Annotated in this window: 20 protein-coding genes and 1 pseudogene; 6 read left to right on the top strand and 15 right to left on the bottom strand. The window is 64.2% G+C overall.

Annotation, left to right across the window (positions count from 1 at the left end; translation table 11 throughout):
• Positions 1–51: 51 nt before the first annotated feature.
• Positions 52–411 carry a DUF1236 domain-containing protein gene (locus J2R80_RS17925; protein ID WP_076824009.1) on the top strand — a complete coding sequence of 120 codons (360 nt, stop codon included), beginning with the start codon at positions 52–54 and terminating at the stop codon, positions 409–411.
• A gap of 135 nt (positions 412–546) precedes the next feature.
• On the opposite strand, the pseudogene J2R80_RS17920 reads toward J2R80_RS17925, so the two are convergent.
• The 9 genes and pseudogenes from J2R80_RS17920 to J2R80_RS17880 all read right to left on the bottom strand — a co-directional run bounded on the left by J2R80_RS17920 (position 547) and on the right by J2R80_RS17880 (position 8,595).
• Positions 547–1,646, bottom strand: a pseudogene (locus J2R80_RS17920) (hypothetical protein).
• 138 nt (positions 1,647–1,784) lie between these two features.
• Complete coding sequence (locus J2R80_RS17915; protein WP_082653649.1) at positions 1,785–2,156, bottom strand: GFA family protein; 372 nt, start codon at positions 2,154–2,156, stop codon at positions 1,785–1,787.
• Positions 2,156–2,752, bottom strand: coding sequence for a bifunctional 2-polyprenyl-6-hydroxyphenol methylase/3-demethylubiquinol 3-O-methyltransferase UbiG (locus J2R80_RS17910; RefSeq protein WP_253639035.1), 597 nt, complete (start codon positions 2,750–2,752; stop codon positions 2,156–2,158). The genes J2R80_RS17915 and J2R80_RS17910 overlap by 1 nt, the downstream gene beginning before the upstream one ends.
• Before the next feature lie 3 nt (positions 2,753–2,755).
• Positions 2,756–4,852 (bottom strand): glycine--tRNA ligase subunit beta, encoded by a 2,097-nt coding sequence (gene glyS, locus J2R80_RS17905; RefSeq protein ID WP_057014923.1) that lies wholly within the window; start codon positions 4,850–4,852, stop codon positions 2,756–2,758.
• Positions 4,852–5,787, bottom strand: coding sequence for a glycine--tRNA ligase subunit alpha (locus J2R80_RS17900; RefSeq protein ID WP_057014922.1), 936 nt, complete (start codon positions 5,785–5,787; stop codon positions 4,852–4,854). Before J2R80_RS17900 ends, glyS begins: the two co-directional genes overlap by 1 nt.
• Positions 5,788–6,031: 244 nt before the next feature.
• Positions 6,032–6,223 (bottom strand): hypothetical protein, encoded by a 192-nt coding sequence (locus J2R80_RS17895; RefSeq protein ID WP_026193154.1) that lies wholly within the window; start codon positions 6,221–6,223, stop codon positions 6,032–6,034.
• A gap of 116 nt (positions 6,224–6,339) precedes the next feature.
• Complete coding sequence (locus J2R80_RS17890) at positions 6,340–7,251, bottom strand: S49 family peptidase (protein WP_057014921.1); 912 nt, start codon at positions 7,249–7,251, stop codon at positions 6,340–6,342.
• A gap of 296 nt (positions 7,252–7,547) precedes the next feature.
• The gene (locus J2R80_RS17885; protein ID WP_253640984.1) at positions 7,548–8,351 is read right to left on the bottom strand and encodes a tRNA1(Val) (adenine(37)-N6)-methyltransferase; all 804 of its coding nucleotides are present in this window, start codon (positions 8,349–8,351) and stop codon (positions 7,548–7,550) included.
• Between the two features lie 16 nt (positions 8,352–8,367).
• The gene (locus J2R80_RS17880; protein ID WP_026193157.1) at positions 8,368–8,595 is read right to left on the bottom strand and encodes a DUF2007 domain-containing protein; all 228 of its coding nucleotides are present in this window, start codon (positions 8,593–8,595) and stop codon (positions 8,368–8,370) included.
• A 135-nt stretch (positions 8,596–8,730) separates the two neighbouring features.
• Between J2R80_RS17880 and J2R80_RS17875 the strand changes: the two genes are divergently transcribed.
• Complete coding sequence (locus J2R80_RS17875) at positions 8,731–9,741, top strand: polyprenyl synthetase family protein (RefSeq protein WP_253639034.1); 1,011 nt, start codon at positions 8,731–8,733, stop codon at positions 9,739–9,741.
• A 55-nt stretch (positions 9,742–9,796) separates the two neighbouring features.
• Here J2R80_RS17875 and J2R80_RS17870 read toward each other — a convergent pair whose 3' ends face one another.
• Positions 9,797–11,041, bottom strand: a complete 1,245-nt coding sequence (locus J2R80_RS17870) for an IS4 family transposase (RefSeq protein ID WP_244558664.1) — start codon at positions 11,039–11,041, stop codon at positions 9,797–9,799.
• Positions 11,042–11,408: 367 nt separating this feature from the next.
• The gene (locus J2R80_RS17865) at positions 11,409–12,248 is read right to left on the bottom strand and encodes an AraC family transcriptional regulator (RefSeq protein ID WP_253639033.1); all 840 of its coding nucleotides are present in this window, start codon (positions 12,246–12,248) and stop codon (positions 11,409–11,411) included.
• 238 nt (positions 12,249–12,486) lie between these two features.
• On the opposite strand from J2R80_RS17865, the gene J2R80_RS17860 reads away from it, so the two are divergent.
• Positions 12,487–13,728: an ABC transporter substrate-binding protein gene (locus tag J2R80_RS17860; RefSeq protein WP_229193007.1), complete on the top strand. Its 1,242-nt coding sequence runs from the start codon at positions 12,487–12,489 to the stop codon at positions 13,726–13,728.
• A gap of 223 nt (positions 13,729–13,951) precedes the next feature.
• Positions 13,952–15,055, top strand: a complete 1,104-nt coding sequence (locus tag J2R80_RS17855) for a mandelate racemase/muconate lactonizing enzyme family protein (RefSeq protein WP_057014917.1) — start codon at positions 13,952–13,954, stop codon at positions 15,053–15,055.
• 177 nt (positions 15,056–15,232) lie between these two features.
• Here J2R80_RS17855 and J2R80_RS17850 read toward each other — a convergent pair whose 3' ends face one another.
• A complete protein-coding gene (locus J2R80_RS17850) occupies positions 15,233–15,604 on the bottom strand; it encodes a hypothetical protein (RefSeq protein ID WP_057014916.1) in 372 nt (123 codons plus the stop codon).
• A gap of 194 nt (positions 15,605–15,798) precedes the next feature.
• Between J2R80_RS17850 and J2R80_RS17845 the strand changes: the two genes are divergently transcribed.
• On the top strand, positions 15,799–16,023 hold the full coding sequence (locus J2R80_RS17845) for a hypothetical protein (RefSeq protein ID WP_057014915.1): 225 nt from the start codon (positions 15,799–15,801) through the stop codon (positions 16,021–16,023).
• 90 nt (positions 16,024–16,113) lie between these two features.
• On the opposite strand, the gene J2R80_RS17840 is transcribed toward J2R80_RS17845, so the two are convergent.
• From J2R80_RS17840 to J2R80_RS17830, 3 genes are all read right to left on the bottom strand, one after another.
• Positions 16,114–16,251 (bottom strand): hypothetical protein, encoded by a 138-nt coding sequence (locus tag J2R80_RS17840; RefSeq protein ID WP_168857487.1) that lies wholly within the window; start codon positions 16,249–16,251, stop codon positions 16,114–16,116.
• A gap of 31 nt (positions 16,252–16,282) precedes the next feature.
• The gene (locus J2R80_RS17835; protein WP_057014914.1) at positions 16,283–16,717 is read right to left on the bottom strand and encodes a cupin domain-containing protein; all 435 of its coding nucleotides are present in this window, start codon (positions 16,715–16,717) and stop codon (positions 16,283–16,285) included.
• Between the two features lie 320 nt (positions 16,718–17,037).
• Entirely contained in the window at positions 17,038–17,694 is a 657-nt protein-coding gene (locus J2R80_RS17830; protein WP_168857485.1) for a glutathione S-transferase family protein, read from the bottom strand.
• A gap of 171 nt (positions 17,695–17,865) precedes the next feature.
• Between J2R80_RS17830 and J2R80_RS17825 the strand changes: the two genes are divergently transcribed.
• Positions 17,866–19,086 (top strand): polyhydroxyalkanoate depolymerase, encoded by a 1,221-nt coding sequence (locus J2R80_RS17825; RefSeq protein ID WP_253640983.1) that lies wholly within the window; start codon positions 17,866–17,868, stop codon positions 19,084–19,086.
• The last annotated feature ends 44 nt before the right edge of the window (positions 19,087–19,130 follow it).

The following is a 19,130-nucleotide window of genomic DNA, read 5'->3' as shown; positions in this document are numbered from 1 at the left end:
CCGTGCGCATCGGCGAAGGCTGGCGCGCACCGAAAAAGAATGGAGCGAGCCATGCGAAACAGATTACTTGCCGTTGCAGCGGTTGCTGCCGCGATCACGGTGCCGGCTGTTGCCGCACAGGCCCAGACCGTTGGCATCGTCCGCGGTGGTCCGGCTGTCGCCGTCGATGATGACGGAGGCATCGCGGTCGAACAGCGTCCGGCATTCCGCGAATACATCGTGCGCGAGCGTGTACCGAACTACACGGTTCCGGATCGCGTCGTGGTCGGCACCGTGCTGCCTGACGCCGGCGTGACCTATTACGACGTGCCGCAGCGGTTCGGCGCGACGCCCTATCGTTACACCGTCGTGAACGGCGAGACCGTTCTGGTCGAGCCGCGTTCGCGACGGATCGTTCAGGTGGTCGACTAGATCAACGTCAGCACGATCGCCTGAACGACAGTCCGGGCGCCGCGCAAGCGGATGTGCGCGAGGATCGACCGGACCAGAAAGCCCCGTCCGGCCTCCCCTCCGGGCGGGGCTCTTCCGTTCTGATGCCGTGCCGGGTTACGACTTGAGGATCGAGAGTAGCGTCGAGGTCGACTTGTAGCTCTTGATCGCGGCGTCCTGGAAATCCTGCGTCCAGTTGGCAGCCTGGCGCTCCTCCGCGCTCATCGAGGAATATTGCTTGAGGATGCCGAGGCTGAACTGGCGCGGATCGCCGGCGGTCTGGCTCTGCTTCAGCGCGTCGAGCACGGCGAGACGCGTCCGCGTATTGAGTTCCTGCTTGGCCGCGAAGATCTCCTCGGTGGAGAACTTCTTGTCCTGGTTCAGCGAGATCGCCGAGAGCGAGCGGTTGTCGAGCGAGGAAAGGTCGGCGAGCTGTCCGGTCTTGCGGCGGGGATCGTAGACCAGCTCCTTGCCGCTTTTCGCCGCCTCGCTCTTCTGCCGATCGAGGAAGGCGCGCACGTCGCTGGCAATGCTGCTGAAGTCGCGCGTGGTGCTCTTTGTGGGAGGCGCCGTCCCCGCCAGCGAGGCCGCGATCGGATCGCCGGAAATTCCCGATGGTGCGTGTTCGGATCCTGCTGCGTCGCCTGATAGCCCTTCAGCACCGCGGCGCGCTGGCTGGCCCAGGTTGCGGTGGCCTTCTCCTCATCGCTCGCACCATCGAGATAATCGAGCGCGGTCTTGTAGCTGATGCTGTAGTCGCCGGTCAGGCGCGTGGTCGCCAGCGACGGCTCCAACGCCTTGTCGAAGCGCTGCTTCAGCTCGGTGGCCGCAACAGTCTGCTCGTCCGGGGTGAACTTGCCGCCATTGTTGGTCGAGATCGCAAACAGCGAGCGACGGTCCAGCGTCGAGAGATCGATGGTGGTCTTGCCGTCGACGATCGGCGCCTTGACGCCGGCGATTGTGTAGAGCCGGTCGAGCGTGATCCGCGCATCGCTGGTGACGGTGGCAAAATCCGGCAGCGGCGCCTTGGCGAGCTGCGCGCGGGCGGCGTCCGACAGCGTGAGGTTGGTTGCCGCGTTGGCCATCGAGCACGCCGACAGATCGCCGGCGGTGCCGTCGCCCGACAAGGTCGCCGCCAGTGACGGCGTCGCTGCTGCCCGCGCATAGGCCGAACCGTATTGGGCGTAGGGATTGGGCGTGGTGCCGATCGAGGTCATCGGGCGGTCCCTGCATTGGCGCGAGGGGCGATGTCTTAAGAAATCGTTGCTTTGTCAGGACCTTCGCAGGGCATGGTTAACAAATTGCAAATTGTGTCGAAATACTTCCAGCGCGACGCAAATCGCTACGGCGGTGGTCTATTTGTCGACGACCCAGGCGTGGCGGCGCTGCGTGAAGACCGATTGCGACGGTGCGGGAAAATCGGGGTCCGCGAAGGCGCCGACCGCAACGCCGATCAGGTCCGGCGCGCGACCGGGCTCCCAATAGACCGACGATCCGCAATTCGGGCAGAAATGAAACACCACGGCAGATCCACTGCCGCCGATGCGGCTGTATTCGCGCGCCTCGCCCTGCGGCTCGACGTCAGCGCGCGGAAAGAACGCCGCGACGCCATAGGTGCTGCCGGTTCGCTTCTGACACTCCAGGCAATGACACAGCGCTACTGTGGTGGGCTCGCCCTGGCAGGTGACGCGGAGCTGTCCGCAGGCGCATGTCGCGAGCCGCGCCATCATCGCGCGCCCTTGCTGGCGACCAGCCGGTGAATGACCTTGCCGGACGATGCGCTGACGACCTCCGCGTCGAGCAGCAACTCGGCCGCCGCCAGCTCGGCCCGCACCAGCGCGGTATCGAACGCCGCGTAAAGCCGGCCATGCGCATCGCGCGCATCGTCACCTCTGGTCACGCGCCAGCTCAGATAGAAGATGCCGCCGGGCTTCACGATATCGAACATGCGACGGACCGACGGCGCGATCAGCGCGTGATCGAGATGCATGATCACGGTCTCGCAGAGCACATTGTCGAAGCTGCCGGAGGCGGTGCCGGACAGGTCCGGCAGCTCGGCGCGGGCAAAGCGCAGCGCCGGATAGCGGGCGCAGGCTTCCGCGAGCAGGCCCCCGGAGGCGTCGAAGCCTTCGGCCGGAAAGCCGTTGGCATTGAGCCAAGCCACCTCGCGGCCGCTGCCGCAGCCGATATCGGCGGTCGCGCCGCCCCGGATGAAGAACCGCGTGACGATGTCGTGCAGATCGACCGGGGCCGGCTGTTCGTGCCAGTCCTGCGCAAACGCCGCCGCATCCTTGTCGTAAGCGGCGAGCGTTGCGCGGTCCATCGATCAGCCCTCGATCCTGGAGAAGTCCGCAACCGCGCGCGTCGCAGCGCGGATCTCGTTGAGCAGCTTGAGGCGGTTTTCGCGCACCTTCGGATCGTCGTCGTTGACCTTGACCTTGTCGAAGAACGCATCGACCGCCGGACGCAGCTTGGCCATCGCGCTCATCGCGCCGGCGAAGTCTTCCTTGGCGACGGCGGCGGAGGCCTCGGCCTTCACCTGGTCGATCGCCTTGGCCAGCGTCTTCTCTTCGTCGAGCGTGTAGAGCGCGGCGTCAGGCGCGCCGTCGAAGGTCCGCTTGTCCCTCTTCTCCTCGATCGCGAGAATGTTGCTGGCGCGTTTCGTGCCAGCGAGCAGGTTTTTGCCGTCGTCGCTGTCGAGGAATTTGCCGAGCGCCTCGACGCGCCGGACGACGAGCAGCAGATCGTCCTGGCCACCAAGCGAGAACACGGCATCGACGAGATCGTGGCGCGCGCCCTGATCGCGCAGCTGGACCTTCAGGCGGTCGGCAAAGAAGGCTAGCAGATCGTTCGGCAGCGTTTCGGCATCGGCCTTGAGCGACAATCCGAGCAACGCGGATTTGGCCGTCTTCAGGATCGGCAGGCGCAGCGTATTCTCGACGATCAGCCTGATCGCGCCGAGCGCTGCCCGGCGCAGCGCGAACGGGTCCTTCGAACCCGTCGGCTTCTCATCGATCGCCCAGAATCCGGCGAGCGTGTCCAGCTTGTCCGCCAGCGCGACCGCGACGCTGACCGGATCGGTCGGCACGCGATCGGTCGGCCCCTGCGGCTTCCAGTGGTCCTCGCTCGCGGCGGCGACGGACGCATCCTCGCCCTGCGCCAGCGCGTAGTACTTGCCCATCAGGCCCTGCAACTCCGGGAATTCGCCGACCACTTCGGTCAGCAAATCGGCCTTCGCGAGGCGCGCGGCGCGCCTGGTCTTCGCGACGTCGGCGCCGACCAGCGGCGCGATCTCGGCGGCGAGCCGCTCGATCCGCTTGATGCGCTCCGCCTGGGTGCCGAGCTTCTCGTGGAACACGATCTGCTCGAACTTCGGCAGCCGGTCTTCCAGCTTGGTCTTCAGATCGGTCTCGTAGAAGAATTTTGCGTCGGACAGCCGCGGACGGATCACGCGCTCATTGCCGGCGACGATGGTCTTGCCGCCGTCGGGCGCCTCGATATTGGCGGTCAGCACGAACTTGTTGGTCAGCTTGCCCGTCTTGGGATCCCTGACCACGAAGCACTTCTGGTTGTTGCGGATGGTGGCGCGGATCACTTCGTCGGGGATCGACAGGTATTGCTCCTCGAACGATCCCATCATCACGACCGGCCATTCGACGAGGCCCGAAACCTCGTCGACCAGTACCTGATCCTCGACCAGTTCGAGGCCCTGCGCGAACGCCAGTTCCTTGGCGTCCTCGAGGATGATGTCCTTGCGCGCCTGCGGATCGAGGATCACCTTCGCGGCCTTCAGCTTGGCCTCGTAATCCTCGAAGCGGCGCACGGAGATCGCACCCGGCGCCATGAAGCGATGGCCATAGGTGGTCTGCCCGGCCTCGATGCCGTCGACGGAGAACTTGACAATGTCGGGCTCCTCGGTCTCCAGACCGAAGGTCGCGGTGATGGCGTGCAGCGGGCGCACCCAGGTGAGCGAGCCTGATTTCGCCGAGCGCGCGCCCCAGCGCATCGATTTCGGCCAGGGGAAGGTCCGGATAATCACCGGCAGCATTTCCGCGATCACGTCGATCGCGGCACGGCCGGGCTTTTCGATCAGCGCAATGTAGAAGTCGCCCTTCGCATCTTTCTGGACCTTTGCTTCATCCAGCGACGTGAGACCGGTCGCTTTCAGAAAGCCCTGCACCGCCGCATCAGGGGCGCCGATCTTCGGGCCGCGACGTTCGGTCTTCAAATCGGGCTGGCGCGCGGGAATGCCGTGCACGGTGAGCGCAAGACGGCGCGGGGTCGCGAATGCCTTGGCGCCCTCATACACCAGGCCTTCGGCGACCAGCTTGTCGGTCACCATGCGGCGCAGATCGTCGGCCGCTTTCGCCTGCATGCGCGCGGGAATTTCTTCGGAGAACAGTTCGAGGAGAAGATCGGGCATCAGACCGCCCTGCCCGTTTCAGTGTGGATCCATGCCTCGCCGCAGGCCTTCGCCAGGTCGCGCACGCGGGCGATGTAGCTCTGCCGCTCCGTCACCGAGATGACCCCGCGGGCGTCGAGCAGGTTGAACACGTGGCTCGCCTTGATGCACTGGTCGTAGGCCGGCAAGGCCATCAGATGTTCCTTTTGATTCCCACCCTCACGCCAGCCGGCGGCGAGATATTTGCGGCAGGCCTCCTCGGCCATCCTGAACTGCTCGAACAGCATCGCGGTGTCGGCGTGCTCGAAATTGTGTCGCGAATATTCCTGCTCGGCCTGCAGGAAAACATCGCCATAGGTGACCTTCTCGGCGCCCTCGCGGCCGTTGAAGTTGAGGTCGTAGACGCGGTCGACGCCCTGCACATACATCGCGAGCCGCTCGAGTCCGTAAGTAAGCTCGCCCGCGACCGGCGCGCATTCGACGCCGGCGACCTGCTGGAAGTAGGTGAACTGCGACACCTCCATGCCGTCGCACCAGCATTCCCAGCCGAGGCCCCAGGCGCCGAGGGTCGGGCTTTCCCAGTCGTCCTCGACGAAGCGGATGTCATGGACGGCGGCGTCGATCCCGATCGCGGCTAGCGACTTCAGGTACAGGTCCTGAAGGTTCGGCGGCGACGGCTTCATGATCACCTGGAACTGGTAGTAGTGCTGGAGGCGGTTGGGGTTTTCGCCGTAGCGGCCGTCCTTGGGCCGCCGCGAGGGCTGCACATAGGCCGCGTTCCAGGGTTTTGGCCCCAGCGCACGCAGCGTGGTCGCGGGATGGAAGGTGCCGGCGCCCATTTCCATGTCGTAGGGCTGCAGGATGACGCACCCCTGCTCGGCCCAGAACCGCTGGAGGGCCAGGATGAAGCCCTGGAACGAACGTTCCGGGCGCATGTGGTCAGGCAGGGCGTCCATCGTTGGAATCGATCTCGCGAGGGGGTGTGAGGCGCGCGGGACCGTATCGGCGGCAGCCAATGGAATCAAGGCGATGGAGGATGTTTCTGCACCTCGTCCCGCTTGCGGGGAGAGGTCGAAATTCGCGCGCAGCGCGCATTTCGGGTGAGGGGACTCTCCGCGAACTTAGGTCTTTCGAATCTGCGGAAACAGCCCCTCACCCCGGCCCTCTCCCCGCAAGCGCGGGGCGAGGGAGATCCAAGCCCTAGCCCGGGCGATAGGCCCCGGTCACGGGGTCGCGGCGCAGGGTCTTGATTTCGCCCGCGCGGGTGGCCTCGGCCACGCGGGACAATCGCGCCTCTTCGAGTTCCTGGTTGATCCGGACGGCCGTCTTGTACGCCCAGCGGACCACGGCCAAGCTTCCCAAGACGCCTGCGAATGCAATCAGCGGCGGCATCGGTCGATCCTTGTCGTTCACGTCTGTCAGGCCCCCAATGACGGGCATTCTCGCGCAAGGCGGCCTGCGCCGCAATCGCGGTTTTGGGGCTAAATGGCGCGCTCACATCCCTGTGTTCACAGCCCGAATCTGGCCCAAATCGCCCGGGTTTCCAGCGCCGAGATCACCTCATCCGGCAGCGCGGCCAGTCCATCCAGCGCCGCCAGCGATCCCGCCCCCGGCGCCCGCCGGCCGAGCAGGCCGGACAGCAAGCCGCTGGCCGGCGCAATCACCGGGGTCAGCACCTTGTCGCCATAGCGGGCCCGCAAAGTGGAGCGGATGTCGCCGATGCCGTCGGCGAGCCCGAGACCGATCGCGGTATCGCCGGCCCAGTATTCACCGGTGAACAGCATGTCGTCGGCACCCTTGAGGCGGCTTCCGCGGCTCTGCTTCACCAGCGCGATGAAGATCGCATGGATCTCGCGCTGGATCGCCTTCAGCCGGGCAACGTCGTCCGGGTTCTCGGGAAGGAACGGATCGAGCATCGCCTTGTGGCTGCCCGCCGTATACAGTCGGCGCTCGACCCCGATCTTCTTGATCAGCCCCTCCAGGCCAAAGCTGCCGCCGACCACGCCGATCGAGCCGAGGATCGAGGACGGGTCGCAATAGATCTCGTCGCCCGCGCAGGCGATCATGTAGCCGCCGGAGGCCGCGACGTCCTCGACGAACACCAGCACCGGCAACTTCTTCTCGGCGGCGAGTTGCCGGATGCGCAGATAGATCTGCCGTGACTGCACCGGCGAGCCGCCCGGCGAATTGATCACCAGCGCCACCGCCTTGGCATTCCGCGTGCCAAAGGCGCGCTCCAGCATCTTGGCGACGCCGGAGAGTGTCATGCCGGGCCGCAACGGCGTCACCGCGCCGATCACGCCTGCCAGCCGCACCACCGGCACGACGGCCGCGCCGCGCCTGAAGCGCGCCGGCAACACTGCCTGCACGCGTTCGAGCAGTCCCGAACGTCCAGCGTGATCACTTATTTGTTCACTCATGCCGTTACCTCGAATTAACCACTTTTTATCACGCCACTGTCATTGGAATCCGTGGAACGCGTTTTGCATTTTGTCATTGGGGCTGCAATGCGCGGGCGGAGAGGGACTTATGAAAATCTATCTGCTGATTTTGCTGATCGGTACACTCCTGGCGGCGATCCACTTCACGTCCACGCCGGACCGCCAGTCGGAAACGGCTTCGCAGTGATTTAGTGCCTCTGACGACGTGGGCAGCATGCCTGCCCGCTAAAGCGCAATGCCATCGCGCCTTGGCTTCTTGTTCGAGCATGATCGTTTTAGCGCCGCGCCAGCGGCAATTCCCCCTTCCCAGCCAACACCTCCTGCACCCATTTATTGGGCACGCCTGACTCTTCATTGAGCAGCAGTGCGGCATGGAGCCGCGTCGGCGCCCGGCCGCCCTTGGTCGCCCGCACCAGGATTCGGATCGCCGGCGACGTCCCGTCGCCGTGAACCGGCAGGATCTCGAGGCTGCCAAAACCGCGGTCCAGCGCGGCCAGCACCTCGGCAATGCCGTCGGCCCGCCAGATCAGCGCAAGCTGCCCGTTCGACCTGAGAATTCGCCGCGCCGCGTGAACCCAGCCGGCCAGCGTGGTCGCGGTCGCGACGTGGGCGCGCTCGCGCACACCGTCCGGCGAGGCGCGGTGCCGCGACGGATCATTGAACGGCGGGTTCATCAGCACGACGTCGGCGCTATCCGGCCCGAGGCCGGCATCGTCGAAGGCCGCGGCACCGGCTTCGACATCAAGCACGATCACGTTCGCCATGATCGCGTTGGTGCCGGCATTATTCCACGCAAGCTCGGCCAGGGCCGGGTCGATTTCGACCAAGACGAGATCGATCCCCCTCACCCGCCGCGCCACCGCCAGTCCGGCCGCGCCGACGCCGGAGCCGAGATCGACGACGCGGTCGCCTGATCGAGCCGGCGTCGCCGCGGCGAGCAGGATCGCGTCATGGCCGGCGCGGTGGCCGCTGCGGGGTTGCCGCAGGCGCAATTGGCCACCGAGAAATCCGTCTTCGGTGATCCCGGCGGCCGCAGACTCGCTTTTTGACGCGTTTTCTTCACGCGAACCGGGGCCCATTTCGCTCGAAAACGCTCTAGTCATCGGCCCGCAATTCGTGGCCGAGGCCGGCATCGGTCAGGAGCTGGCGGGCCTCGTGGTTGTCGTCCTCATGCACAAGGATCCGCCGCGGCAAGACGCCGAGCGAGCCCTCGATGATGCTCATGTTCTGGTCCAGCACCAGATGATGGATGTTAGCGCTGTCGAGCAGCGCGCCGATGGCGGAGACCAGCACCATGTCATTGGTCCGTACCAATTCCCGCAAAATACGCTCTCCTGTCGCCCCGGCAGTGCGGCACTTGCGCCACATGTCAATAACTTGATGGCCTTGCCGCTGCACCGCTCAGTTTCTATTGTTATAGCTGAGCATAGTGCGTATTCGGCAAAATTGGAGACCAGCGTGGCGGTTATTGTACCCTTCGAAAGCCCGTCCAATGCTTCGATCGACGGGCTGGTGGGACTTCTCGCCGCCGACATGGAGCGCGTCAACGCGACGATCCTTTCGCGGACCGGCTCCGAGGTCACCATGATCCCCGAGGTCGCCAATCACCTGATCTCCTCCGGGGGCAAGCGGTTGCGCCCGATGCTGACCCTGGCAATGGCCCAGCTCGCGGACTATTCCGGCGACGGCCATATCAAGCTCGCCGCCGCGGTCGAGTTCATGCACACCGCGACCCTGCTGCATGACGACGTGGTCGACGAGAGCGAGCTGCGCCGCGGCAAATTGTCCGCGCGGATGCTGTGGGGCAACGAGGCCAGCGTGCTGGTCGGCGACTTCCTGCTCGGCCAGGCGTTCCGGATGATGGTCGAGGTCGGCTCGCTCCGCGCACTCGACATCCTCTCCGCCGCCGCCGCCACCATCGCCGAGGGCGAGGTGATGCAGCTTGCCGCCGCCAAGAACACCGCGACCACCGAGGACGAATATCTCGCCGTGATCCGCGGCAAGACCGCGGAGCTGTTCGCCGCCGCCTGCGAGGTCGGCCCCGTGATCGCCAACCGTCCGAAGGCCGAGCAGACCGCCTGCCGCTCGGTCGGCATGAATCTCGGCATCGCCTTCCAGCTCGTCGACGACGTGCTCGACTATGGCGGCAAATCCGCAAAACTGGGCAAGAATGTCGGCGACGATTTCCGCGAGGGCAAGATCACGCTCCCGGTGGTGCTCGCCTTCCGCCGCGGCAATGACACCGAACGCAAGTTCTGGATCCGCGCGCTGGAGCGCGGCGAGATCGGATCGGCCGACCTCGATTACGCGATCGGACTGATGACAAAGCACCGCGCCCTCGAAGACACCATCAGCCGCGCCCAGCACTACGGCGCGATGGCGGTCGACGCGCTGGCGCTGTTCCCGCCCTCGCCGATGAAGACGGCGCTGGAAGAGGTCGTCGCGTTCTGCCTGGCGCGCTCTCATTGATCTAGGCACTCGCGAACAACAAGACGGTGTCGTCCCTGCGAAAGCACTAGTGCATCTACACGTTTGTCGGGCCATTTGCGAGGATTTGGAAGCGGGCCATTCCGGTGTGGAAGGTGATTGGTCCAGGTGGACGGTGGGAGGCGTAGCCGGTCCATCCGCCGAGTTTTGCGATGATCCATGCCGCCCAAGCAAGAGTGTTGGGGCGATGGTGGTTTTTCTGAAGCTCGGTGCGACCTTTCATGGTTTTGTTGATGGCCCTGAGCGTCTCGATCTCTTCTGCGGTGAAGACAAATTCAGCCGGCAATTCTTCGCCACTGTTGCGGGCCTGAACGAGTTGAATGACGATACATGCCGCTCTGGTGGCGACCGCCACGAGCTTGATCAGGCCTTCGGCGCTCTCGATCTGACTATCCTCGATGCGCAAACCCTGGCTCTTCAGCGAGCGAAAGAGTTGCTCAATGATCCAGCGCTGGCGGTACCAGGAGACGATCTGCCAGGCGTCTTTAACGGTGGCGACCGGATGAGTGGTCAGGAGCAGCCAGCGAATGGGCTCCGCACCTCTCGGCGGATGCAACTCGACCACTTCTACGAAGCTGAGTTTGATGCCCTCCGCCAAGTCGGTGACGCCGGGCCTCTGCGGCCGCTTGAGCACGACGGTTCCGAAGCGCATCGAGAGATGGGCCTGCCGGCCGCGCCGATCCATTCGCTGCGGCAGATCGATCACCGCGTTGTCGCAGAAGCGGCTCCGCTCGACCGCCTGATAAAGTGTGTCGCCATCGACCAGCGCATGGTCGTGCATGGCACGCGACAGAAGATGGACATTCTCAGCTGGCGTCAGCGCCCAGTGAGCAAAGAAATCCCCCTCGCGGTCGTTGACGACGGTGATCATGCGGGCATCTGCCAGGACGTCGCGGCCTTGCTCGGCGGCCGTCACCCAGCGCGCCGACTCCTTGTCGGCCAAGGCGCGCCGCTCATGCGGGATTTTTACCTTGCCTTTGCGCGTCCAAACGTTGCCGCCAGTAAGGCCAAGACAGACCCCGCTGTCGGCATCCACCGCCATCATCGCATGCAACAGCACGCCGCGAGCATTGCCCTTGCCGACTTTGCCCAGCCCGCGCCGCCGTCCCGCCTGGGTCTGGAACTTGACCTCGCTCGTATCCTGGATCGCCAGCACATGACGCCCGCTGACCGCAGTCCGCGTCTGCGTGCTCCAGCCCTCAATCAATTTATCGATCGTGACTTGGGGGTTGTTCACAAACCGCCAGAACGCCATATTGGCAGCCCAATCGCCCCGGGCCATCTGGCGCAAGCAGACGCTGCGCGTGCAAAGCATAGCCCGGAGAAGCGTCGCCCCCTTTTGTCGAGACGAACGTCCCCGAACTCACCCAAAGACAAATCCGGCTGCATCGCTGGCGCTCCTTCGAATCAAAGCGCCAGTGAGAGAATCATACAACATGCTGCAGAGACGCCACTTCTTGCTGCACCGAGTCAATCTGTCGCGCCCCAAAACCGTGTAGACACGCTAGTGCGAAAGCAGGGACCCATACTCCGCGGCGAGAGTTGTAGGCGGGTCTCGTCATTCCAGCGTCACGCAAATAACAAGCATCGGTGGTCATGGGTCCCAGCTTTCGCGGGGGCGACACCAGGGTTTGCTGCACCGGCGCCCGCTACTCCTTCACCGGCACCCAGATCTCCAGCCCGCCATTGCCGGTACTCGCATCGAACTTCTCGTCGTAGCGCTCGAAGTTCGGCGCGTCCGCGACCTTCATGCCGGATTGCGGCAGCCAGCGATTCCAGATCGTGTTGACGGTGCGGCGGATGGTCGAGATGTGGTCGGCGTGGGTGAACACGACGTATTTCTGCTCGGGAATGCGGACGCGCGCGAACTCGCGCGGCAGGTCGGAGAAATCGGCGACCTCGACGCCGGCGATGTAATCGAAATTGCCGGCATCGTCGCCGTTGCAGCAGACGCCATAGGCGACGTTGCCGACCTGGCGGGGGATATGCGCGCATTGCTGGTGGAAGCCCTGCCACTGGTTCGGAATGCCGGCATCGCTGCCATTGCCGTGGTTGTAACGCTCGCCGATGCCGGCGACGAGGAACGCCTTCCCGGTGGCGATGCGCGGCGGATCGATGTGGTCGAGAGCTGTCGAGATCATGGTGATCGGCTCCTGGAGATTGTGTGTCGTCAGACACGTTGTCGCGCGCACCGTCTCGGGCGTGACGCCGAAATGGTCGCGAAACGCGCGGGTGAATGCTTCGTGGGAGCCGTAATCCGCATCCAGCGCGAGGCTGAGAATATCGGGCGCACCGGCCGCGAGTTGGCGCGCGGCTTCGCTGAGCCGCCGGGCCCGCACATAACGCATCACCGAGAACCCGGTCGCCTCCGCGAACGCCCGTACCAGATGGAAGCGCGAGACGCCGGCTACGGCGGCAATCTCGTCGAGCGTCAGCGGCGCGCCGAGATGGCTTTCGATATACCAGAGCGCCTTCTGGGCTGGATTCATGGATGACGGCTTTCCTGCAAAGCTCGGGCATCATGCACGGCGGCCGCGCGCGGCATTTGACAGTCCTTGCTGCCCGACGGCGAAACCGCGGTTCCGCTCCACGGAAATTTACCCGCAAAGCCGTCGCTGGCAACAATGTTGCAATCGTGCATACTCGCCAACGCATCGATCCGACGGCTCATCAAGCTGCCCGATAATCAAGACTGCAAGAGCCGCGGCCAGCATGTCAGGGAGGACAATGATGCACCACCAACGCTTGAGCTATGCCAACTGCGTCAAATCAGCGGCGCTTGCGGGGCTTTTGACGATCGCCGTCGCCAGCGCCGCCAACGCGCAGAAGAAATACGATCCGGGCGCAACCGACACCGAGATCAAGGTCGGCAACATCATGCCCTATTCCGGTCCGGCGTCCGCCTACGCCACGATCGGCAAGACCGAAGCCGCCTATTTCAACAAACTCAACAGCGAAGGCGGCATCAACGGCCGCAAGGTCAACTTCATCTCCTACGATGACGCCTACTCGCCGCCGAAGATGGTCGAGCAGGCCCGCAAGCTGGTCGAGAGCGACGAGGTGCTCCTGATTTTCAATCCGCTGGGCACGCCGGGCAATACCGCGATCCAGAAATACATGAACGCCAAGAAGGTGCCGCAGTTGTTCGTGTCCACCGGCGCGGCCAAGTGGAATGATCCGAAGAACTTCCCGTGGACCATGGGCTGGCAGCCGAGCTACCAGGTCGAAGCGCGCATCTATGCCAAGTACATTCTGCAGAACTATCCGGGCAAGACCATCGGCGTGCTCTATCAGAATGACGATTTCGGCAAGGACTATCTGATCGGCCTGCACGACGGGCTCGGCGACCAGGCCAAGAAGCTGATCGTCGTCGAATCCTCCTACGAGACTTCGTCACCGACGGTGGATTCGCAGATCGTGCAGATCAAGGGCGCCAACCCTGACATCTTCGTCAACATTGCAACGCCGAAATTCGCGGCGCAGGCGATCAAGAAAGCCGCCGAGCTCGACTGGCATCCGGTGCAGTTCCTGACCAACGTCTCCGGCTCGATCGGCGGCGTGATGAAGCCGGCCGGCTATGAAGCTAGCCAGGGCGTGCTGTCCACGGCGTATCTCAAGGACCCCAAGGATACCGAGTGGAAGAACGATCCGGCGATGACCGAGTGGCGCGCCTTCATGACCAAGTGGTATCCCGAAGGCGACCTCGACGACGCCGCCACCGTATTCGGCTATGGTGTCGCCAAGGGGCTCGAGCAGGTGCTGCGGCAATGCGGCGACAATCTCACCCGCGAGAACCTGATGAAGCAGGCGGCCAGCCTCAACTTCGAGATCGGCATCTATCTGCCCGGCACCAAGATCAAGACCGGGCCGGACGACTATGCGCCGATCGAGCAGCTGCAGATGATGCGCTTCAAGGGCGAGAGCTGGGAGCGGTTCGGCCCCATCATGAGCGGCGAGAAGAGCAGTTGAGGGCTTTCCTCCACAACTTTGCGGTTCGTGATGCCCGGCCGTGCGCCGGGCATCCACGTCTTCGACATGATTCACGAGCAAGACTTGTCGCAAGCAAGACTCGTTACGAGCAAGATTTGCGATGGCCGGAACCCAGACCAGCCGAAGCGACGCCGTTCTTCAGGCTCAAGTGTCCGGCCACCACGAATTCCAGGCACATCCTGCGATCGGAAGGACAACAACAATGAAAATCACCGACGTCCGCGCCCACCATATCCGCATTCCCTACGACGCCGGGCCCGCGAGCTTCCGCCAGGGAGCTTCCGCGATCTCGGCGCTCGACATGGTGCTGGTCGAGGTTTCGACCGATGCCGGCCTCACCGGCTGGGGCGATGCCTTCGCCTATGTCTGCCCGAAGACGAGCTGCACGGCGGTGGCCGAGATGATCGCGCCGCAGGCCCGCGGCCTCGAGGTGCCCGACGCCGCCAGCATCCCCGCCGCGATGGAGCAGATCCAGCGCAACCTCCATCTGTTCGGCCGCTACGGCATCACGATGTTTGCGATCTCGGCGCTCGACATCGCGCTGTGGGATCTCGCCGGCAAGGTAAAGGGCGTGCCGCTGCATCAACTGATCGGCGGCGCGAAGCGGAGCACGATCCCGGCCTATGCGAGCCTGATGCGAATCGGCAATCCGGCGCACATCGCCGCCGAATGCAAGAAGGCGATCAAGCTGGGCTATTCCGCGATCAAGCTGCACGAGACCACCGTGCCCGCGGTCGCCGCCGCGCGCGAGGCGATCGGCCCTGACGTGCCGCTGATGGTCGACATGAACTGCCCGCTGGACGGACCCGCGGCGATCCAGTTCGCGCGCGACTGCAAGCAGGCCGCGCCGCTGTTCCTGGAGGAGCCGGTCTGGCCGCCGGAGGATTTTGCGACGCTCGCCGAGGTGCGCAGAGAAGGCCGGCTCGATATCGCGGCCGGCGAGAACGCCTGCACCGTGCATCAATTCCGCCAGATGATGACCGCGGGCGCGGTCAGTCACGCGCAGCCCTCCGTGATCAAGGTCGGCGGCATCACCGAATTTCTGAGGGTGGCCGTCCTCGCCGACGAGTTCGGCGTCCAGGTGATTCCGCACTCGCCCTATTTCGGGCCGGGCTTCCTCGCCACGCTGCATCTGATGGCGATCCGCGACGCGGGGCTGATCGAGGTGTTCTTCATGAAGCGTCCGGCCTGCCTGTGGGGCGATCGCATCGACGTCGACGCCAACGGCCATGTCGCCGTGCCGCAGGGCCCCGGCCTCGGCTACGAGCCGGATCGCGACGTGATGGAGCAGTATCGGGTGGCGTGAGGAGCCCGGCTCGTTCCATCGTCATTGCGAGGAGCTCGCGACAAAATTGCAAAGCAATTTTGCGCTGAAGCGACGAATCAATCCATCGTTCCGCACGCGCGGTGGGATGGATTGCTTCGCGGAGCCTGTCATCCGGCGGCGCTTCGCGCCGACCGGGTGGCGCGCAATGACGATTTCCTACTTCGTCCCGTCCTTCGCGGCGGGCGCGGCGTCCTTCGCCGGCGGCGCGTCGGCCTTCTTCTTCAGGTCCTCGGTCAGCTTGACCTGCGCTGTTTGCAGATCGGTGACGAGCTTCTGCAAGTTCGCGACCGAACTCTGCAAGCTCACGATCTGCCGGTTGGCGGCATCGAGCTTCTGTTGATGATCCGATGTGAGCTTGTTGATCGTCTTCTGCAGGAAATCGACATTGCTCTGCAAACAGCTCGTGCGCCGCTCCATGGTTTTCTCGACGGTGCAGATCTCGATGCCGGGAACGTCCTGCGCATGCGCGGTTCCGGCGACGCCGAGTGCGAGCGGTGCCAGCAAGGCGAGAACAAAACGAGCGGTCATCGGCGTCTCCAGGCAAATGCGTCATTCACAGTTTTGTGCTCGCGACGCTGAAAGCGAGGCAGACATACCACACTGAAACCGCATTCAAGCGGTGTGCTTCACCCATTACGGGACTACTCGTGGGGACGGGGGCCTTCGGAACTTGTTTGGTTCGATCCCTTTTGGCTCGACCTTGGGCAGTGGAGACAGATCGCATGGCAACGCGCGAAAAACGGATGGCGCAATTCGATGGCAATGGCGAACCGGCGCCGGAACAGCGCGTGGAAGTACTTTGTGAGGATCATAGCGGAACGTATCAGCTGCCGTTCGCCTGCCGCTTCGTCAACGGCCAGTGGCGCAATGACAACACCGGCGGCGCGCTGGAAGCCAACGTCATCGCATGGCGGATGCCGCGCGAGAAGCAGGCAGGCGTGGCCTGAGGCCGGCATCGGTGCGCGCTGTTTCAAAACGCGACGCGCGCGCACCGTGTCTTAAGATTTGGAACGCGGGTGGAACGAACCGCGTCCGAATCACTGATCGAGCAACGTACTGCGTTGTTCACGGCTAGATGTGGCCATCAGCCCGAGGCTGCGCACCACATACAGAAGCATGACGATCGGCCGCAGCCAGCGGCCGATAACAAAGGTTAACTCTTCCGCAGACGACATCGCGATCCCTCCTCTCTGTCCGCCCGGGCGATCATTTCCACGGCGTGATCGGCGGCACCGCTTCGGTCGCCGGCGGCACATCCACGGTCTTGAAATCGGCTGGGCTGACGATCTCGAGGTATTCCATGTCCTTCGAGTAATCGAACAAATAGTGGGTGATGCCGGGACGCTGATGGATGACGTCGCCGGCCTCGACCAGCGTCTCCTTGTCCTCGTACATGAAGCGCGCCCAGCCCTTGGTCATGATGACGATCTGAAAATCGCACAGATGCTTGTGCCAGCCGGTGCCCTGCTCCGGCGGCATATCGGGATTGGCCTTGACCAGGTGGCAGATCACCTGCCCGCTGGTGGCATCGGCGATGCCGAGATCGCGATACAGGAAGAAGTCGCGCAGACCTCCGCCCTTGAACTCGGTGTCACCGGGTTTGACGTGGGAGAATTTGCTGACGACGGCGTGCTGGTTCATTTCAAGCCTCCACGGTTCTCGTGTTCGCGAGATCGCGGCGCGGCTCAGCGTCCAAATTTTCGGCAGCGTCGCATCGTCGCGGTCACAGCTCGGTCATTGCCATGCGAAATCCTTGCCAGCCGGGTTAGGCTGCGGCGAACCGTCTCGCCATGCGCTGATATCGCCGCAGAAGCATTTGGAGCGAGGCACGAATTTGCGCCTCAGTGGCTGTCGCGCGGGTCCGGCGCGCATGCCGGTGCCCGACGCCGGCGGCACGTCCATTGAGCAAGGCTTGCCTCGTGCTTGAGCCGCCGATGCAGGCAGGCCGGCACGGGCGCTGCCTAATATTCGACCTCGAGCTCCTCGACGTCGGCCGGCTCCGCCTTCGCGGCCTCGATCCATTCCTGCATCTCGGGCATCGTCATGATGGTGCTGGCATACACCGCAAGCGCAGGCTCGAGCTTGACGTCGTAGGTCATGAAGCGGGTCACGACCGGCGCATACATCGCGTCCGCCATGGTGCGGCGCTCGCCGAACAGGAATGGCCCACCCGATGCGCCGAGGCAGTCGCGCCAGATGGTGCAAACGCGATCGATGTCGGCCTGAGCCCGCGACCAGATCTTGAAGCCGGGGAAATGGCCCTTGAGATTGACCGGCAGCGAAGAGCGCAGCGTGGTAAAGCCGGAATGGATTTCGCCCGAGATCGAGCGGCAATGCGCGCGCTGGATCCGGTCTTCCGGCAACAGCCCTGCATGCGGCATGATCTCGTTGAGATACTCGCCGATCGCGAGCGTATCCCAGACCGTCGCGCCGTCGTGGCGCAGGCAGGGCACCAGGATCGAGGACGACAGCAGCAGCAGCTCGGCGCGGGCCGACGGGTCGTCGGGCGCGGTGACCACCTCCTCGAAGTCGAGCCCGGCGAATTTCGCCAGCAGCCAGCCGCGCAGCGACCAGGAGGAGTAATTCTTGCTGCTGATGGTGAGTGTCGCTTTCGCCATATCTGTCCCTCACGCCTGAACGCGTCCTCAGCTCCCGGATATCGCGCCGGTTCAGCCGCCGCGCACCCGGAGCCATCAGCTTTTGCAGCAAGCCACGTGCCAATTTGCCGGGCGGTCGGCCCGCCTCTGGCGTCGATATTGCATGGCAAGCCAGGCCACGGGTGGATGCGTATGATGTCAATGATGTACCAGGCCTATCAGAACCACATGGACCTCACGGCGCCATGGCGGACCGGGGCTGCAGCGGCGCTGAAATACCTCAATCTGGTGCCGCAGGGCGCCGCTGACCGGATGTATGGCCGGCTCGCCGCCGCGCTCGAGCTGATCTCGCGCTCCAGCCTGACCTACGCGCGGCCCCCTTATGGCATCGGCAGCGTGACCGTCGGCAACAGGGAATTGCAGGTGACCGAGGAGGTTGCCTATGCGACGCCGTTCGGCTCGCTGCTGCATTTCAGGAAGGTGGACGGCCCGGAGCAGCCGCGGCTGCTCTTGGTGGCGCCGATGTCCGGGCATTTCGCCACGCTGCTGCGCGGCACCGTGAAGACGCTGCTGCAGGACCACGACGTCTACATCACCGACTGGCACAATCCGCGCGACATCCCGCGCAACGAGGGCCGCTTCGGCCTCGAGGACTACACCGACCATCTGATCGACTTCCTCGGCCAGCTCGGCCCGCGCGCGCATATGGTGGCGATCTGCCAGCCCTCGGTGTCGGCGCTCGCCGCCGCGATCATGTCGGAAGACAATCATCCGGCGCGGCCGGCCTCGCTGACCCTGATGGCCGGGCCGATCGACACAAGGATCCAGCCGACCAAGGTGAACGAATTCGCCAAGAGCAAGCCGATCAAATGGTTCGAGGACAATCTGATCAACTACGTGCCGATGCAGTGCAAGGGCGCGTTGCGCCAGGTCTATCCCGGCTTCGTGCAGCTCACTGCGTTCGTGTCGATGAACCTGGAACGGCACATCAAGCAGCATATCGATCTGGCCCACCATCTCGCCAAGGGCGAGACCGCCAAGGCCGAGGTGATCAAGACCTTCTACGACGAATATTTCGCGGTCATGGACCTCCCGGCGGAGTTCTACATCGAGACGGTGCGCGATGTGTTTCAGGAGCATCTGCTGCCGCAGGGCATGCTGATGCATCGCGGCCGCCCGGTGAATCCGGCGGCGATCCGGCGCATGGGGTTGATGACGGTGGAAGGCGAGAAGGACGACATCTGCTCGATCGGCCAGACGCTCGCCGCGCAGGACCTCTGCACCGGAGTCCGCACCTATCGCAAGGTGCATCACATGCAGGCCGGCGTCGGCCATTACGGCGTGTTTTCCGGCAAGCGCTGGAACAACGAGATCTACCCGCTGCTGCGCGATTTCGTGCACGTGAATTCGTGACGGATCGGCAACGATCTTTCCCCGTCATTGCGAGCGAAGCGAAG

It is taken from the genome of Bradyrhizobium sp. USDA 4541, from assembly GCF_024171085.1.
In the GTDB taxonomy this organism is placed as follows: Bacteria; Pseudomonadota; Alphaproteobacteria; order Rhizobiales; family Xanthobacteraceae; genus Bradyrhizobium; species Bradyrhizobium australafricanum.
Note: the sequence above shows the minus strand (reverse complement) of the source record. Positions and strands in the feature narration are given on the sequence as shown.

Bases quoted from the DNA above. Each gene is read 5' to 3' on its own strand.
- J2R80_RS17835 (WP_057014914.1), bottom strand. From the start codon at position 16,717: ATGAACCAGCACGCCGTCGTCAGCAAATTCTCCCACGTCAAACCCGGT.
- J2R80_RS17870 (WP_244558664.1), bottom strand. From the start codon at position 11,041: ATGGCCCGGGGCGATTGGGCTGCCAATATGGCGTTCTGGCGGTTTGTG.
- J2R80_RS17850 (WP_057014916.1), bottom strand. From the start codon at position 15,604: ATGACCGCTCGTTTTGTTCTCGCCTTGCTGGCACCGCTCGCACTCGGC.
- glyS (WP_057014923.1), bottom strand. From the start codon at position 4,852: ATGCCCGATCTTCTCCTCGAACTGTTCTCCGAAGAAATTCCCGCGCGC.
- J2R80_RS17830 (WP_168857485.1), bottom strand. From the start codon at position 17,694: ATGGCGAAAGCGACACTCACCATCAGCAGCAAGAATTACTCCTCCTGG.
- J2R80_RS17865 (WP_253639033.1), bottom strand. From the start codon at position 12,248: ATGAATCCAGCCCAGAAGGCGCTCTGGTATATCGAAAGCCATCTCGGC.
- J2R80_RS17885 (WP_253640984.1), bottom strand. From the start codon at position 8,351: ATGGGCCCCGGTTCGCGTGAAGAAAACGCGTCAAAAAGCGAGTCTGCG.
- J2R80_RS17895 (WP_026193154.1), bottom strand. From the start codon at position 6,223: ATGCCGCCGCTGATTGCATTCGCAGGCGTCTTGGGAAGCTTGGCCGTG.
- J2R80_RS17910 (WP_253639035.1), bottom strand. From the start codon at position 2,752: ATGGACCGCGCAACGCTCGCCGCTTACGACAAGGATGCGGCGGCGTTT.
- J2R80_RS17900 (WP_057014922.1), bottom strand. From the start codon at position 5,787: ATGGACGCCCTGCCTGACCACATGCGCCCGGAACGTTCGTTCCAGGGC.
- J2R80_RS17860 (WP_229193007.1), top strand. From the start codon at position 12,487: ATGATGCACCACCAACGCTTGAGCTATGCCAACTGCGTCAAATCAGCG.
- J2R80_RS17925 (WP_076824009.1), top strand. From the start codon at position 52: ATGCGAAACAGATTACTTGCCGTTGCAGCGGTTGCTGCCGCGATCACG.
- J2R80_RS17825 (WP_253640983.1), top strand. From the start codon at position 17,866: ATGATGTCAATGATGTACCAGGCCTATCAGAACCACATGGACCTCACG.
- J2R80_RS17855 (WP_057014917.1), top strand. From the start codon at position 13,952: ATGAAAATCACCGACGTCCGCGCCCACCATATCCGCATTCCCTACGAC.
- J2R80_RS17890 (WP_057014921.1), bottom strand. From the start codon at position 7,251: ATGAGTGAACAAATAAGTGATCACGCTGGACGTTCGGGACTGCTCGAA.
- J2R80_RS17845 (WP_057014915.1), top strand. From the start codon at position 15,799: ATGGCAACGCGCGAAAAACGGATGGCGCAATTCGATGGCAATGGCGAA.
- J2R80_RS17840 (WP_168857487.1), bottom strand. From the start codon at position 16,251: ATGTCGTCTGCGGAAGAGTTAACCTTTGTTATCGGCCGCTGGCTGCGG.
- J2R80_RS17915 (WP_082653649.1), bottom strand. From the start codon at position 2,156: ATGGCGCGGCTCGCGACATGCGCCTGCGGACAGCTCCGCGTCACCTGC.